The organism is Mammaliicoccus sp. Q-M61 (genome assembly GCF_022386055.1).
GTDB classification, from domain to species: Bacteria; Bacillota; Bacilli; order Staphylococcales; family Staphylococcaceae; genus Mammaliicoccus; species Mammaliicoccus sciuri_A.
The window spans coordinates 56,093-71,580 of the sequence record NZ_JAJNJL010000004.1; the positions used below are offsets into that span (position 1 = coordinate 56,093).

General features: G+C 30.4%; 21 protein-coding genes. 14 read left to right on the forward strand and 7 right to left on the reverse strand.

Annotated elements, in window-relative coordinates:
• The first annotated feature begins 131 nt into the window (after positions 1-131).
• Positions 132-1,157: a hemolysin family protein gene (locus tag LQ677_RS07290; protein ID WP_107577871.1), complete on the forward strand. Its 1,026-nt coding sequence runs from the start codon at positions 132-134 to the stop codon at positions 1,155-1,157.
• A 42-nt stretch (positions 1,158-1,199) separates the two neighbouring features.
• Here LQ677_RS07290 and LQ677_RS07295 read toward each other — a convergent pair whose 3' ends face one another.
• Together LQ677_RS07295 and LQ677_RS07300 are read right to left on the reverse strand one after the other, a co-directional pair.
• Positions 1,200-1,745: a hypothetical protein gene (locus LQ677_RS07295; RefSeq protein WP_191836277.1), complete on the reverse strand. Its 546-nt coding sequence runs from the start codon at positions 1,743-1,745 to the stop codon at positions 1,200-1,202.
• A gap of 12 nt (positions 1,746-1,757) precedes the next feature.
• Positions 1,758-2,339 (reverse strand): TetR/AcrR family transcriptional regulator, encoded by a 582-nt coding sequence (locus LQ677_RS07300; protein ID WP_159315832.1) that lies wholly within the window; start codon positions 2,337-2,339, stop codon positions 1,758-1,760.
• Between the two features lie 186 nt (positions 2,340-2,525).
• Here LQ677_RS07300 and glpT point away from each other — a divergent pair, with 186 nt between their 5' ends.
• Positions 2,526-3,887 (forward strand): glycerol-3-phosphate transporter, encoded by a 1,362-nt coding sequence (glpT, locus tag LQ677_RS07305; RefSeq protein WP_037589310.1) that lies wholly within the window; start codon positions 2,526-2,528, stop codon positions 3,885-3,887.
• 302 nt (positions 3,888-4,189) lie between these two features.
• Positions 4,190-5,011 carry a helix-turn-helix transcriptional regulator gene (locus LQ677_RS14795; RefSeq protein WP_204189398.1) on the forward strand — a complete coding sequence of 274 codons (822 nt, stop codon included), beginning with the start codon at positions 4,190-4,192 and terminating at the stop codon, positions 5,009-5,011.
• Between the two features lie 145 nt (positions 5,012-5,156).
• Here LQ677_RS14795 and LQ677_RS07315 read toward each other — a convergent pair whose 3' ends face one another.
• The 5 genes from LQ677_RS07315 to LQ677_RS07335 form a co-directional block, all read right to left on the reverse strand.
• Complete coding sequence (locus LQ677_RS07315; protein WP_204168729.1) at positions 5,157-6,374, reverse strand: tyrosine-type recombinase/integrase; 1,218 nt, start codon at positions 6,372-6,374, stop codon at positions 5,157-5,159.
• Between the two features lie 19 nt (positions 6,375-6,393).
• On the reverse strand, positions 6,394-7,350 hold the full coding sequence (locus LQ677_RS07320) for an Abi family protein (protein WP_204189395.1): 957 nt from the start codon (positions 7,348-7,350) through the stop codon (positions 6,394-6,396).
• A 288-nt stretch (positions 7,351-7,638) separates the two neighbouring features.
• Positions 7,639-8,481 carry a hypothetical protein gene (locus LQ677_RS07325; RefSeq protein ID WP_204168727.1) on the reverse strand — a complete coding sequence of 281 codons (843 nt, stop codon included), beginning with the start codon at positions 8,479-8,481 and terminating at the stop codon, positions 7,639-7,641.
• A 184-nt stretch (positions 8,482-8,665) separates the two neighbouring features.
• Positions 8,666-8,920, reverse strand: coding sequence for a hypothetical protein (locus LQ677_RS07330; RefSeq protein ID WP_204168726.1), 255 nt, complete (start codon positions 8,918-8,920; stop codon positions 8,666-8,668).
• Positions 8,921-8,938: 18 nt separating this feature from the next.
• Positions 8,939-9,847 (reverse strand): helix-turn-helix domain-containing protein, encoded by a 909-nt coding sequence (locus tag LQ677_RS07335; protein ID WP_308193312.1) that lies wholly within the window; start codon positions 9,845-9,847, stop codon positions 8,939-8,941.
• A gap of 133 nt (positions 9,848-9,980) precedes the next feature.
• Here LQ677_RS07335 and LQ677_RS07340 point away from each other — a divergent pair, with 133 nt between their 5' ends.
• The 11 genes from LQ677_RS07340 (at position 9,981) to LQ677_RS07390 (ending at position 15,398) form a co-directional block, all read left to right on the forward strand.
• Positions 9,981-10,181, forward strand: coding sequence for a hypothetical protein (locus LQ677_RS07340; RefSeq protein WP_204168724.1), 201 nt, complete (start codon positions 9,981-9,983; stop codon positions 10,179-10,181).
• A 136-nt stretch (positions 10,182-10,317) separates the two neighbouring features.
• On the forward strand, positions 10,318-10,584 hold the full coding sequence (locus tag LQ677_RS07345) for a helix-turn-helix domain-containing protein (RefSeq protein WP_204168723.1): 267 nt from the start codon (positions 10,318-10,320) through the stop codon (positions 10,582-10,584).
• Between the two features lie 16 nt (positions 10,585-10,600).
• A complete protein-coding gene (locus LQ677_RS07350) occupies positions 10,601-10,969 on the forward strand; it encodes a hypothetical protein (RefSeq protein WP_204168722.1) in 369 nt (122 codons plus the stop codon).
• Between the two features lie 15 nt (positions 10,970-10,984).
• Entirely contained in the window at positions 10,985-11,176 is a 192-nt protein-coding gene (locus tag LQ677_RS07355; protein ID WP_204168721.1) for a hypothetical protein, read from the forward strand.
• Positions 11,169-11,363: a hypothetical protein gene (locus LQ677_RS07360; RefSeq protein WP_204168720.1), complete on the forward strand. Its 195-nt coding sequence runs from the start codon at positions 11,169-11,171 to the stop codon at positions 11,361-11,363. Before LQ677_RS07355 ends, LQ677_RS07360 begins: the two co-directional genes overlap by 8 nt.
• Before the next feature lie 78 nt (positions 11,364-11,441).
• Positions 11,442-12,275, forward strand: a complete 834-nt coding sequence (locus tag LQ677_RS07365; RefSeq protein ID WP_204168719.1) for a DnaD domain-containing protein — start codon at positions 11,442-11,444, stop codon at positions 12,273-12,275.
• A gap of 14 nt (positions 12,276-12,289) precedes the next feature.
• Positions 12,290-13,168: a DnaA ATPase domain-containing protein gene (locus tag LQ677_RS07370; RefSeq protein WP_204168718.1), complete on the forward strand. Its 879-nt coding sequence runs from the start codon at positions 12,290-12,292 to the stop codon at positions 13,166-13,168.
• An 11-nt stretch (positions 13,169-13,179) separates the two neighbouring features.
• Complete coding sequence (locus LQ677_RS07375) at positions 13,180-13,377, forward strand: hypothetical protein (protein ID WP_204168717.1); 198 nt, start codon at positions 13,180-13,182, stop codon at positions 13,375-13,377.
• Positions 13,378-13,517: 140 nt separating this feature from the next.
• The gene (locus LQ677_RS07380; protein ID WP_239748231.1) at positions 13,518-13,718 is read left to right on the forward strand and encodes a hypothetical protein; all 201 of its coding nucleotides are present in this window, start codon (positions 13,518-13,520) and stop codon (positions 13,716-13,718) included.
• A 256-nt stretch (positions 13,719-13,974) separates the two neighbouring features.
• The gene (locus LQ677_RS07385; protein WP_204168715.1) at positions 13,975-14,229 is read left to right on the forward strand and encodes a hypothetical protein; all 255 of its coding nucleotides are present in this window, start codon (positions 13,975-13,977) and stop codon (positions 14,227-14,229) included.
• Between the two features lie 905 nt (positions 14,230-15,134).
• Complete coding sequence (locus LQ677_RS07390) at positions 15,135-15,398, forward strand: helix-turn-helix domain-containing protein (RefSeq protein WP_204168714.1); 264 nt, start codon at positions 15,135-15,137, stop codon at positions 15,396-15,398.
• The last annotated feature ends 90 nt before the right edge of the window (positions 15,399-15,488 follow it).

Below are 15,488 nucleotides of genomic sequence, written 5' to 3' on the forward strand. Positions count from 1 at the left end.
ACACTAGTATAGTCCTTTAACCATGTAATTTCAAATGTATATTATTATAAAAATTATTCGAAATAGTGTAAAATTAAAAGACAACCGAATATGGTTGGAATTTTTTATTATATGGAGGAATTAATTAATAATTGGGGACCACAATTAGTTTAATCACGTTTATTGTATTACTCGCTTTAACCGGATTCTTTGTTGCGACGGAATTTGCAATTGTAAAGGTCAGGTCATCTAGAATTAACTACTTAGCAGAACAGAATTATAAGAACGCTCAACCAGCTAAAAAGGTAGTCGAACATCTTGATGAGTATTTAGCAGCATGTCAGCTAGGTATTACCATTACAGCACTTGGAATTGGTATGGTTGGCGAATCAACATTTGAGTTTATTCTGCATCCACTTTATAGTAGCTTTGGATTATCAGAAACGGTTATTCATGTCTTAACATTAGTCAGCGCATTTATTATCGCAACTTATTTACACGTTGTAGTAGGTGAAATGGCGCCAAAGACAATCGCAATTCAAAAAGCAGAACAAGTTACATTATTCTTTGCAAGACCGATCATACTGTTTTACAAATTATTATATCCTTTTATTTTTATTTTAAATGGGTCAGCAAGAATGATATTGAGCTTATTTGGTATGAAGCCTGCGAAAGAGTCTGAATTATATCACTCTGAAGAAGAATTGAAGATGTTGATTAAAGAAAGTCACCAAGGCGGGGAAATTTCATCAACAGAACTAGAACATATTAATAAAGTCTTTATTTATGATGAACTTGTCGTCAAAGATTGTATGATTTCTAAAGACAATATGACAATGATCAATAGTGATGCTAGTCAGCAAGAAGCTATTCAATTTGTGAAAAATGGCTATTATACGAGATATCCAGTTTACCAAGATGATAAAACGAATGTTATTGGATATTTACATGCGAAAGATTTATTGAAAGACAACATACAAGACATTACTGAATTGATTCATGAAATCATATACGTCAAAGAGGCAGATGCCATTCAAAACGTACTAGATAAAATGAAAAAACAACGCGCACATATCGCAATTGTTCATAATGAACACGGTGAATTAGCAGGTATGATTACGATGGAAGACATACTTGAAAATATTGTCGGTAACATTGAAGATGAACACGATAAATAGACGTAAAAAGAACCTGAGCCACAAAAAATGGCTCAGGTTTTTCTATTCTGTCTGTTTCTTTTTGGGTGGCCAGATGAAATACGAGATGGTGATAGCTAAATCAATAATGAGCACTATTGACCAAATGTGAATAACACCATCCATAGCTTCTGTTCTATTTTTATCATGAATTAAATAAATGATTAAATGTAGAATACCTGTCCCTATAATGTAAGAGAGTAAATGTTTAAACCAACTTTTCGCATATAGTTTAGCATACGCGAATCCACTAGGTTTCTCAGGCTTGCTACCTTCTTTCATGACATAATATCTGAAGCGGTCATCTGCCCATTGAATCATACTTTTACCAAAGACAATTGAAACAGATATATAAACAGCAGCAATAGCGTGAGGTGTTTCGGCAGTTGCACCGTTCATTAAATCCACAGCTGTTGTAATTAATAGAATCAAATCAATTACGGGTGTAAGTGCTAGAAAAATGAGCCCAAGCTTTTTCTGTCTGAAGACATACCTTGTGACGAGTCCAAGTAATATAACGACCCAGAAAGCAACTTCACAAAAAATAATGAGCCACACAATAAAATTCATGATTATCCTCCTTTATTTTGTAAGCTTTGAAATTTCTTCAAATACAATTGCTTCAATATCTTCATTAGAGGTCTGTTCTGGATTTAACAATTTATGTAGTGCTAATCCATCAATTAATGCGTGAAGTCTCATTGAATTAAGATGTATATTGATGTTGTTTTTTAATAAGTGATCGCGTTCTAAAATTGTTAATACCGTTACACATAGTTCATCTAATCCATCATCTAAAGTACTCTGTCCGTATTCATGGATGTCATATCGAAAGGCCATCCATACTTCCATATCAGCTAATCTTTCTTCATCTAACGGTAAAACGGCGAGTAAACATGCTTTTACTTTATCAATTGTATCTTGGTTATCAGACGTGAGTATTGATTCGATTCTCCTTCTTACCTTTAGTTCTACTTCAGACATAACGGCACTGAGTAATTCTGAATGACTTGGAAAATAATATCTAATTTGTCCCGGTGTCATTTGTGCGAGTTTAGCAATTTGTCTAACCGTAGATCCCTTTGCACCATTTTCAACAATTGACTGAAAGGCATATTGAATAATTTGTTCTTTTTTTTCTTTATGATTAATAATTTTTGGCATAGTAGAAGTCTAACATATTTTAATACACCTGTGTTAAATAAAAGTTTGAAAAATAAAATATATTAAATAATAAAAATATAAAAATGCATTGACATTAACGTTTGCAATACATATGATGAAATTATAAATTGCATTTTACAAAATCTTTACATTCTTTACAAAAAATTAATAATAGGAGGTAAGAGTATGGCGAATTTCTTGAAGCCAGCGAAACATATAGATCCTCTACCAAGTGAACAGGTAGATGATACATATAAGAAATTGAGACTACAAGTCTTTATAGGGATATTTCTTGGTTATGCTGGTTACTATTTATTAAGGAAAAACTTTTCACTTGCAATGCCTGCATTGATCGATGAAGGCTTTAGTAAGACGGAATTAGGATTTGCTTTATCAGCTATTTCAATTGCATACGGTTTTAGTAAATTTATTATGGGTACAGTGAGTGACCGGAGTAACGCAAGAATATTTTTAACATTAGGTTTAGTATTAACGGCAATCGTTAATTTATTGATGGGTTTTATACCGGTCTTAACATCTAGTGTATTTATCATGTTTATTATGCTTTTCTTAAATGGTTGGTTCCAAGGTATGGGATGGCCACCATCTGGAAGAGTGCTTGTACATTGGTACAGCGTTAGTGAACGTGGCGGTAAGACAGCTATTTGGAATGTCGCGCATAATGTTGGTGGCGGATTAATGGCACCGATAGCTTTATTAGGTATTTCAATTACAGGAACATTGTCATTTGGTTATTTAAAAGGATTTGAAGGTGCATTTATATATCCAGCTATTATCGCGTTAATTATTGCGATTATTTCATATGTTCTAGTTAGGGATACACCTCAATCGATGGGATTACCACCCATTGAAGAATATCGAAATGATTACCCTAATAAAGAGCAGAAAACGTTAGAAGTAGAGCTTACAACAAAAGATATTCTCTTTAAATATGTATTGAATAACAAATGGGTTTGGATGATTGCTATCGCAAATATCTTTGTTTATTTTGTTAGATATGGTGTGTTAGACTGGGCACCAACATATTTAAGTGAAGAAAAAGGTTTCGATTTAAATGCATCTGGTTGGGCATACTTCTTATATGAATGGGCAGGTATTCCAGGAACATTATTATGTGGTTATATTTCAGATAAAGTGTTCAAGGGTAGAAGGGGACCAGCAGGATTTATATTCATGTTAGGTGTGACAATCGCTGTCATTGTATATTGGTTAAATCCAGCAGGAAACCCATTAGTAGATAATATTGCATTAGTTGCGATCGGTTTCTTAATATACGGACCAGTTATGTTGATTGGTTTACAAGCATTAGATTATGTACCTAAAAAAGCAGCAGGTACTGCAGCAGGATTAACAGGATTGTTTGGTTATTTAGGTGGAGCTGTAATGGCTAATATCATTATGGGATTAACTGTTGATAAATTAGGATGGGATTCAGGATTCTTATTATTAACAATCATTAGTGTATTAGCAATGTTAAGTTTCATCTTAACTTGGAACAAACGTGGACAAGAAGTTGTAAAATCATAATTATATAAAGTGTAAAGAGACTAGGGCATTTTACCTTAGTCTCTTTTCCTATTTAATGATAAACGTTCGCGAAATTCAATGACACGATTCAATAAATTCTCACTTAATAAATTGTATGATTCTTTCAAAATATTAAAACATTTACCTTAATCTGATTTTCTTCAATTTATATATTTACTGATTTAAGTTTTCGAATTATAATAACGTCATTATAATTCAATATTTTTACATTAGTAATTTGATGTTTACTTTTGGAATTTGGATTAAATATATTAAGATATCAAAGAATTAGGAGATTTGTTGTGAGAAATATATATGAAATCAAATACCTAAAATATTCTGCTACTAAATATCGCAATCATATAGGTATTTCTTTTTTTGTAGTATTAAAGGGTCGTGTTATGGTCACGATCAAAGAGCATAGTAAAGAATATAAAGAAGGAGAAACGTTTGTTGTTAAACATAATGAGTGGTATAAACTCGATGTATCAGAAGGGAATATCGTCGTACAAATTCATCTGTATGAGTCAATCATAACAACGATGATACCAGAGTTACTTTCATATCATCAGCATGTAAGTATGCAAACAAAGTTAGTCCCTTTACGAGACCATTTAATTTGCCTGTGTGATTTATATTTAATACAAGAAAACAATCGCAATTTAAAAATCATGAAGCAACTTATTACGATATTAGAATTTTATAGAGAACGATTGACGGTTTATTCAAAAGAATGTCCACTTGTTAATCGGCATATGAACCCAATAATTGATGAAATTAAAGATTATATTTATGAGCATTATAATGAACGTATAACGATCAATACATTCACCGATAAATATCATATTTCTGAATCATATTTTTCGAAATTATTTAAAGAACAGATGGGTGTGAACTTTAAAGATTATTTAACGGACATTAGATTGTTAAATAGCACGTATGATTTAATTCATACACAAGAAAAAGTAATCGACATTTCAGAAAAACATGGATTTTATAATGTATCGTCTTATATTTATTGCTTTAAATTGTATTATGGCGTTACACCGAAAAAGTATCGTGATATGACACAACGTAAACACGTACAAATTGAGCGACAAAGCTTTTTTAATGAAGTAGATTAATAACAAACAATAGATAAAAGCTTTAATATCAGTATTTCGGATAGGTTAATATACACTTTTAATATATAAAAAGGGCAGAAAAAGGGCAATGTGTGAGAAAGTTGGTATTTTGCCCATAAAAAATAGAGCCGATATTTCGACTCTACTAACTACTAACCGCTTCTAATTTGTTCATCATATCTTTATCCATTTGTTCGGTAACATGACTATATATTTGTAGTGTTGTCTTATGATCTGTATGTCCTACTCGTTGCATGATAGCTTTTAATGAAACTCCTAACTGTGATAATAGAGATATGTGTGTATGTCTCATTGTATGAGTTGTGACATGCTTTTCTATTCCGATATCAGTACATGCTTTTTGTATAACTCTATTTATAGAAGGAATCATTAAAGGACTACCTTTAAAGTTTGTGAATATAAAACCTCTTTCGACATAAACTTCTCCCCATTTTAAAGACTTTTTGTTTTCTAACATAACCTTTTTCAGTATTTCGCAGCTTCTAGTAGTTAATGATATTGTTCTGTATGATGCTTCTGTTTTAGTAGTGTCTTTGATACCTATATGATTGTCTTTATCTTTAGTCCATTGAATAGTACCATCTATTGTTAAAGTTTTATTATCAAAATCGATATCTTGTGGCTGGATAGCTAGTAACTCGCCTATTCGCATTCCATTTAAAGCTTGAAATTCAACAATATATGCAGTAAATAGGTAAGTTCTTTTTATATCTTCGGATATTTTCTCTTTAGAAATTTCAATTAATCTATTTGATACATCTATAACTTGATCTAATTCTAAATAATTTTCACGTTTAGCTAATATTTCATCTCTTGTTCTTGCTTGCTTAGGAATATCAATATCATCTATGAAAGAAACATCTTCCATTTTATATTTTTTCTTTAGGTAATACATAACTTGTTTTACTAATCTCAATATGTCTTTAATGTACTTATGACTTTTATTTTCATCAATAGCTGTTTTAATTAACTTATTAATTAAATTTGAATTTATCTTTTGGGCTAGAACATCATCAGGAATATGTTTTTTCACTAATTTTAGTCTACTTGCTATCGTAGTAATTGACGATAACTTACTTCCAGACACAGTTTTATAGTGTTCAAACCATTCGTCACATGCTTGATGAAACGTTAATGTTTTTAGAGTAATTGGTGTTTTGTCGTTTAACTTCTCCTTAATACGCTCATTTAATCGCTTCTGTGCCTCTTTCTGTGATTGTTTACCATTCTTATTCATAACTACACTTACACGCTTCCATTTATCTGTTAATGGATCTTTATATTTCTCATAAAAGCGGTACTGCACAATGTCATGCTTATTAGTAAATTCTTCATACCACATTTTAACACCACCTAAAAAATTATTTTTGTACGATTTTTGAGACATCTTTATGCCAAGAAGATGGAAAGCCATAAGAAGTTAATACTGAATCCATAATTTCATTAGTCAATTTTTTACTAATGTTATTCGTCCTTTTTAATAGTGAATTATGCAAGATAGCATAATCATCTTTGGGCAAGAAACATTTGAGTGCAATAAATACGTGAAATGGTGTTTGACGTGAAGATTTAGAATCAACCTCTAAAGATTCATATAATTCGGGTATATATTTTATATTGTTTTTGCATTTATATTTTAATAGTTTATTGTTATGAGCAACGCAGTTCCTAATGTTTAGAACATTATCTAATATATTGTCTAAATAGTTTGGTTCTAGATTGATTTTTTTATCTATATTTGTGCTTAATATTTCAGATAATTCTTTGGCGATATTGTTTCGTGTTTTATTATCTATAAATTTATAAAGCTTTATAACATTACCCAGTGTTAAATCATTTACTATTACCCAAATAGGGACATCTCCATGATTCTTGAAGTGATGTTTAACGGAATTCTCTTTTTTTGATCTGATTAAGTCATTAACTTTTTTAGAGATATATGATAACGTTTGTGTTAATGAAAGAGGATCATTACTTGAATAATTGGATGTATCTAAATAAGCGAATGCTTTATTATGAAATTTTTTTGCAAAATGGTATGCAAATATAGATTTAAAATGTTTTTCAGCAATAATTATAAATTTCATCAATAAATTTTTAATTTCCGTATCGAAAATATGTAAAGCTTTAATTTCGTCAAAAGTTGTTCCAGATATATATACATTTTCTTTAGATTGAAATAGTTTGCTATACATATTTACAACATTGTAATAATTATTATGAATTAGATAACGTTTAACCTCTTCCTTGTCCCTAATAGTTAAACCTCTATCAATGAGTATATTAATTTGCTCATCAATTGTTTTAAATGGTCTCAATTTTTAATCCTCCCCATAACAAAAACGCCCCTTATAGCTACTAAAAGTAGAATAAGAGGCGTTTTGCGCTAATAAGTCCTCCCAACAAATAGTTGAGTCAGATACTTATTGCTTAACTTGATTCTTATTCTATATCTACAATAGTTAATTGTCAATTATGAAGTTTACATTTTAGAAAGATAACTTTGTTATAGTGTAATTTCAGTATACCTATTTATACAACATAAGCTAAACCTTCTTATAAATTAATAATTATTGGTCTGTCTTTCTTGATTAACCAGAATAAAATTATTCAACTTCTGAATCTGTTCTAGCTGAAACTACACCATTTCTTAAGTCAGTCATACTTATATTTTCGTCTGCAGAAACCATGTGATTCACCTTTTTATAGTGTAAAAATTCTGGTGTTAATTCATTGTATTCATCAACACTTTTGTTATATTCATTCTTACTAACATCTTCTTCATCAAAATATGCAAATTTCTTCAGTTGTTCTCTATATGCTGTATCAGGTAATTCTTTTAATTGTTCATTTGTCATTTGTTCACTATAATCAAAGGCTAAATTTCCAAAACCATCAGTAAAGTCCACTAGATCATCTTCACTAAAAATTATATCAGTGATATCACTATTTAATTCTTTACCTAAGAAATCATTTTTGTATTCTGCATCTACATCTTCATATTCCATATCTATTGTGTTCATTACTAGCACAAGGTGATAATAAATATCCGCGTTTGCCAAATTATATGTTTCTGTTAAATCAGGGTTATTGTCTTTAAATTTTTCAACTTTTTGTATGTTCTTCGCAGCGATATAACTCATATTAGCTACTTTGTATATTGGATCACTAATACTTGTATCTACTTCTTTGATGTCTGCAGTGTTATTCTCGAATGTTTTAATAGCATTATCTAATTTATCCAAATCATCTTTTGATATATCTACCACATCTTCTTTAGCTGTAGTATCAACAAGAACTTCACCTAACTTCTTAGTTTCTATTTTTAGTATTTTTTCTTGTTCTTCAATGCTCATATTTGGGTCTTTAATTGATTCTTCTTTATTTTCTTTACCACATGCTGATAGAACAATAAGAGATAAAAACATTAATAATAAAACCTTTTTCATTCCACATATCTCCTTTAAATATTTTCTATATATAGTGTGATATAACTTTAAATTAGATATATCATCTATCAAGCAGCTATTTAGAAACTAATTAAAATGAAATTTATATCACATAAGCTACTTTCACTTATTAATATTACTTTAATCTGATACGTTAAATTTACGTGCTTGTTAATTATATTTGTTAATCGTTATTGATCCATTTCAATAAATTTGAATACGAAAATTTACCTTGTGTGTACTTCACTTTTACAAATTGAAAATCTTCTCTGTTAATGATTTCGGAAAACTTTGTATCTCCAACTTGAAGTATTTCTTTTGCTTGGTGTCTATTTATAACAGCAGGATATTTTTTGTCATATAAACCCGCTTCATAAGCTGATTGAAATAATTCTATTAAGTGATTTCTTAATTCAATTTTTAAATTTTCTAGTGACATTTATATTCCTCAACTGATTTAATTTCTTAATTCTATTTCAATCAATAATGATGCCATTTCATCTATTTGATTAAATATTCTTTCTTTGGTTTCATCATCTAAATTATTCCAACCGTCAAATTTATTGAAGTTAAGTTCGTAACTTATCCCCTCAAGTACATTTGCTAATTCATCATGGACATAACCTATCAAATTAGGAAGATTTATAAATAATACGTGAAGAAACTTCCCTTTTAATAAAGAAGTATAGAACTTTATGACGTCTTTTTTAATAATGTCATGAGATTCTAAACTATAAACAATACGTTCATCCTCATACATCTCATTTAATTTAGACGTTAAAAATTCGGATAGAGCATCTTCATCATCTTTAAAGTTTGTTTGCAAAATATTAGACATATTTTTGAAACGTTTTAGTCTTTGGATTCCAGTATTCGAAGTATATATATCGAATAATTTTTCTAAATCAGAAAGTATAGTATTGTTTATCTCATCATATAAAATCTGATCTCTATTATTTATTAAGTCCCAAGATGAAGTTTTTATTTCTTCGTTTGCAACTTTCATATTTCTTCTAACTTCCTCAAATAATAAAATCTTACGAGTGTTATATTCTTGAATATATTTAGAAATAAGCTCATCTTTATCTAAAAAGTCTAGTTCAGAATGATTTTTAAAATAATCATTAATTAAGCCTTTAATTAACTCTTCATATGATCCATATAGTAGGTAAGAAATACTACATTTACCGAATTCACAAATTATTTTTATTCGGTGTTTGTTAGGGAATGAAGCACCACGTTCCCATTTCGAGACAAGGCTTTTATTAGCGTTATCTATCAATTGCCCAAATTCTTCCATTGTATACCCGTTAGACAGTCTTATAGATTTTATCCTGCTTCCTACATTTTCTTTATTTAAGTCCACTTTATCGCCTCATTTCTGTTTACTAATAAGTTAACAATACATCAAAAGTCAAAAAGTTTCAATAATTAGTTGAAATAATAACAACAGGATGTTATACTCTTAAGTGTCAAAAAGTTTCTTTGGAGGTGATTAGGTGAATAAAGTTTTAGGATACAGAAAAATGTTGGGATATACTCAAAAAGATTTAGCTGAAAAATTTAATATTTCTGTGACAGCATACAGACTAAAAGAGATTGGAAAGATAAGTTTTAAGAAAAAAGAAATGTTGGTTTTTAGAGATATGTTAAGAAAGACTCATTTTCCAGACATAACAATTGATGAAATATTTTTTTAAATTCAAGTGTCAAAAAGTTTCTTTTAGGTATGAATAACGGTGAAAAATGAAATATAAACCTCAAAATGGATCTACAGAAAGATTTATAAGTCTACAAAATATTACTTTAACAACAGCTCAAAGAGGAGGCATACAAATGTCAGATGTAAAAGAAATTCCAACAAAACAAAATACTGTTACCGATCCAACTCAAATTGTTGTATCGCCTTTGTATTGCAAGGTCTCTGCACTACCTAAGTTAATAGGCATTAGTAAATCTAGTATTTATCGTATTTTGAAAGAATATGATGAGGAACAAAATGGTATTGAGAACATGTACGTTTCACTATCAGCTACTTTAACGATAGTTGATATTAAGAAATTTCAGGCTTATCTCAATACTAGACATAAAACATGGCTTTAATTTAGGAGGACTAATTTTGAAATCAAAGGCAATTAAAAATATTAAAAAGAGTATTGAAGAATTAGAAAAAGCGTTAGCAGATGTTCGTGACGTATATGTGATCGAATTAGAAGGTAAATCAAGTGTTGTCAACCGAGTGAATTATCTGAATTATACGATGCTTAAAGTACGTGGGATGCTCTCTACTGATCCTTTAGAAAGTTTTAAACCTGTAGCTAAGATGAAGGTAACAAGCATGATAATTGTTTTAAGTGAAGCGGCTAACTTTGATGACGGAGTGTTATATTTCGGCTCGTCACCAATAGACAAAATGACCATGATTCGAATGGCTCTAATTTTTGTGATAAACGAACTGAAAGAAGCATTAAAAATAGAAAGATATTAATTGGAGGTAATAAATATGAAAGTACAAGTGAAAATAATTAAGACAGCAATAGGATGGCTCAATATACGATCTAGTGAGACAGACGAACTATTGCTCAATGCACCATTAGAAACGATACAAAAATTAATACCTAATTTTAGTGAGAATACATGCCTAGCAACTGCAGAATTATCAATGTCAGCAATCATGGAGGTTCAACATGGTTAAATTCAAACAAATCGAAGCGGGTTTATCAGTAGTAGCAGAAACTAAAGAAGAAAAGAATTTACTTGAAAAGAATGATAACCATTTCCTTAAGTTCTTAGAACAACATATGAACCGTTTAATTAAAGAATCGCATAAAAAGAACCTCACACACCGTAGCGACCAAACTTCAAGTGTGCAAGGCATTTAGAACATAGATGAAATCATTCGATTTAAAATTTCATCTTCCTAAATTATAGCATGGATTCAGAAAGTGAGGGAGTGATGAATGAGCAAAGGTTTAGGCTGGATAAGCTTACACAGATCAATACAAAATCACTGGTTATTTCAAGAAGAAAGAAAGTTCTCTAAATTCGAAGCATGGATTGATTTAATTCTAATTGCGAATCATAAAGATGGAAAAGTTATGCATGATGGCCAATTGATAACTGTAAAACGTGGTCAAAAATTAACATCATTAAGGAAGTTAGGCAATCAATGGAATTGGTCAATTACTAAAGTAGATAAGTTTCTAAATATCTTACATGACGATGGAATGATAGTGCTGAAAAAAGACACTAAAAAAACACTTGTAACCATTGTAAACTATGATGTTTACCAAAATGAAGATATTGAAAAAAGACAGAGAAATGACACAGAAAAGAAACAGAAAGAAAACAGAAAAGAATCAGAAAAGAAACAGAAAGAAACAAACAATAATGTTAATAAGGTTAATAACGATAATAATGTTAATAATCCTCAGAGCGTAAGCAATGAAGATTTTAAAAAGATAGTCGATTATTACAACAAATCAATTCAAGCATTAAACGGAACTGATTATGAATATTTAGGACAAGATGTCGATAAATTTGGTAAAGAATTAGTTTGTAAAGCAATACAAGAAGCTGCACGTAATAGCGCCCAAAAGTATTCGTATATCAATAGTGTACTAATGGATTGGAATAGAAACGGAGTTAAGACGAAAGAAGATGCTGAACAATATTTACTGAAAAGGCAACATAGATTCAATAATAAAAATAAATGGCAAAAGGAAGAAGAACATTATTCACCATATCAGGAAATGGAATTTGCTGAAATACCCGATGAAAATCTTCCTTTTTGATTGGAGGTTAGAAAATGATACAGATGAAGTACAGAGAAGCAGAAAAGGGGTCACCTGTAACTTATGAATCGGACTCTTATATTTGTTCAGGCTGTGGTCGAATAGTTAGCGACATAAAGCATGAGAATGGTTACGAATGGAGTTATAACTGTCACTGCAACTTGAATGAATTGGCAAAAAGCAATATAAAGCATTTCGAAAAGATTAACAGAGATAAATATTTTAAGAAGTCATTATCTTTTATTCCTAAGAACTTTCAAAACACTAGTTTCAATAAATATGAACCAGAAAACTCGATGAATGATAGAGCCTCTAGGATATGTCAAAGGTACGCAGCTAACTTTGATTTATATAATCCTCAATCTTTATTCATATTTGGGGATTATGGGATAGGTAAATCAATGTTAGCCGCTTCTATTATGAATGAAGTGAGAAAGAATCATAGAGTTATGTATTTAGATATTAACTTGCTTTTAAATAACATAACAATGAGTTGGAACTCAAATACATTATTGGCAAAACAAAACTATCAAGAAACAATGCTACAACTAATCAGAACAGCTGATTTAGTAATATTCGATGATGTTGGCGCTTCAGCTAACTATAAAACGCAAATGTCATTATTACTAACTATCATTCAATCAAGATTAGGCAAGCACAACATTTATACGACCAACCTTGATCAAAAAGAACTGTCGACCGATAAAGATTGGGAAAGGATATTCTCGAGAATGATGGAGAATACAACGCCAATTGAAATGAGAGGTAAGGACAGAAGGAGAAAAGGGAAATTTAAGGACACATCAAGTAATGTAACAAAAAAAGCAGAAAAGAAACCAGACCAAAAAACAACGAACGGATTACCCTATGATATCAGTGATCCACCTTTTTAGGAGGTTATTGAATGCACATTGATGAAACGGAACATAAATGTATTAAATCAACTGAACATTTCACTCGTGGTGATAATTATCATCTAATTCCAACCGAAGTTACAAAAGATGGAATTAAGTATGACTGGTTTAACTATCAATTTGGTTTGCTGTTCGATAATGATTTTAAAGAAAAACACTTTGACCAAATATATTTCATTGATAATTGATTACTTACGATATTCAAGTGAAAGGATAGCTAATTTAGGGCGTTAGCATATTGAGTAATACAAATAGTTATAAAATGTTTAACGTCCCAAATTAAGCCTTTAAAACGCAAATATGCTATATAGGAAAGAGGTATCATTTATTGGATTATTATGAAAATGAATATAAAAATCTTAACAAGGAATTGCAAGAACTTCAGAGGTATTTATCAGAAAAAATAGAGCATGCAAAACATGATGATGCTGATCCAAATTATATTAAAGAACTTGAAGCGGAAAATTATGCATTACATGTTATTTGGGTGAGAACGAATGGGACTATTCTATATGATCCTAATAAGTAATTATTGGGATATGTTGGTATAAAAGCCTGATATATTGGGCTTTTATATGTGGTAAACATGGCTGAAATGCTAAGGATTTTCAAATATAGGAGGGGTGTGGTGATTTTCATCCCTCCCAACCTCTCAAAAATGATGAAAAATGTTGATATAAATACTTATTAAGAAAATTGTTGGAAAATGTGAGTATAGAACATAGATGTAAGTAACAGTCAGAAATTATTTGAATTTAGTAAAAAGTGATATGGAGTGAAGTGACATGTCAAAAAAATCTAAATATATGAAAAAATATAACGAACTCAATAAAGAACAAACGAGAGAACGTAATAGACGTAATTATTTAAAACGTAAAGCCAAACGTAAGCAGCAATTAAATGAATTGAAGGAAGCGGATAAAGAACTATTAGATTGGTTAGATAAACAAAAACAAAATCACGTTAGTAAAATGTCGCCAGCAAGATTAAAAAGACGTGAACAAACTCAAAAGTCAATATTTGAAAAGGTTTTATATTAGGTTTTCTAAGGTTTATGAGGTAACGATTCGTTACCCCATCATAAGGTGTCGGTGAAATACAGACTCCCAAATTTGAGACGTGAATCACGAGGTCATCGATTGGGATTAAACAACATCTTGAAACAATTAGATAAACTGATGCACCAATTTAGTGCATCACGTCAAAACTCAATTTTGAGTTCTCTGGATTAGAAAACGCAAATATCCATTTTCTAATGGGGGAACGATTTGTTCCGTCCTTTCAAAGGGGTGCGTGAAACACGACCTCCTTTAACATGGGGTAGAGATTCACGACCTCATAAAAAATCTATGATATAAAACCACATTGCCAATACGACTAGATGATTCTAATTACAAAATGTGATATTAGAAAAGCTGAAGTACAGAAACGGTACGGTGGGTCAAAAACCAAAATTGGGTTCTGTATATTAATGGCTAATTTCTCAAAACGCAAAATTGCGTTTTGCTATTAGAAAACCGAAATGTCGGCTCGTTAATTTAACCGAGCCAAATGAGGACTCGTTTATTCGACCAACTCAAAATTGAGTTCGTATATTTTAACCAACGTAAAAATGCGTTCGTTAAAGGATGGCTTTAAATTGGGGGCAACCTTATATAGATTTATATATCGTTAATCCGCTTCTTTTCTAATTGACAAAATTGACACATTAAAAAGTATATAGTCAGAAATGACTATGAACACGCTCAAATTTGAGCACATTGAAAAGTACACGCCCAAAAATGATCGCATACTATTGCTCAAAAATGAGCGATAGCTATTACTCAAAAATAAGTAACAGCAAACTATAAATAAAATACAGTTGGACAAAATTGTACAAGTGTAGTTACAACTACGATTGAAGACAAAAAAAGTCCATAACTTAAAACTAAAGGAGGAAATAGAATTGCCAAAAAGAATTATACCACCTACTAAAATCAATACATTTATAGGTGAAGAAAAGATTGTAGAACAAGTATATGCAAAACCAAATCAACTGCATAAATTATTTGGGATAGGACGAAGTACAGTTTATAAGCTACTAAAAGAATATGACGAAGACAATAAAGGAGTAAAAGAATTATATGTAGGTTTATCAGCAACGTTGACGTTAGTAGATATTCAGAAATTTAAACAGTATCTAAATAGAAGACATAAAGAATGGATGTAAAGGAGAGATATAAATGAAGAAGACAAGCTAAAGTACCAAATCAGTACCTCAGGTCAAAAAATATAATGAAGTCCTATTTTGGGACTTCAT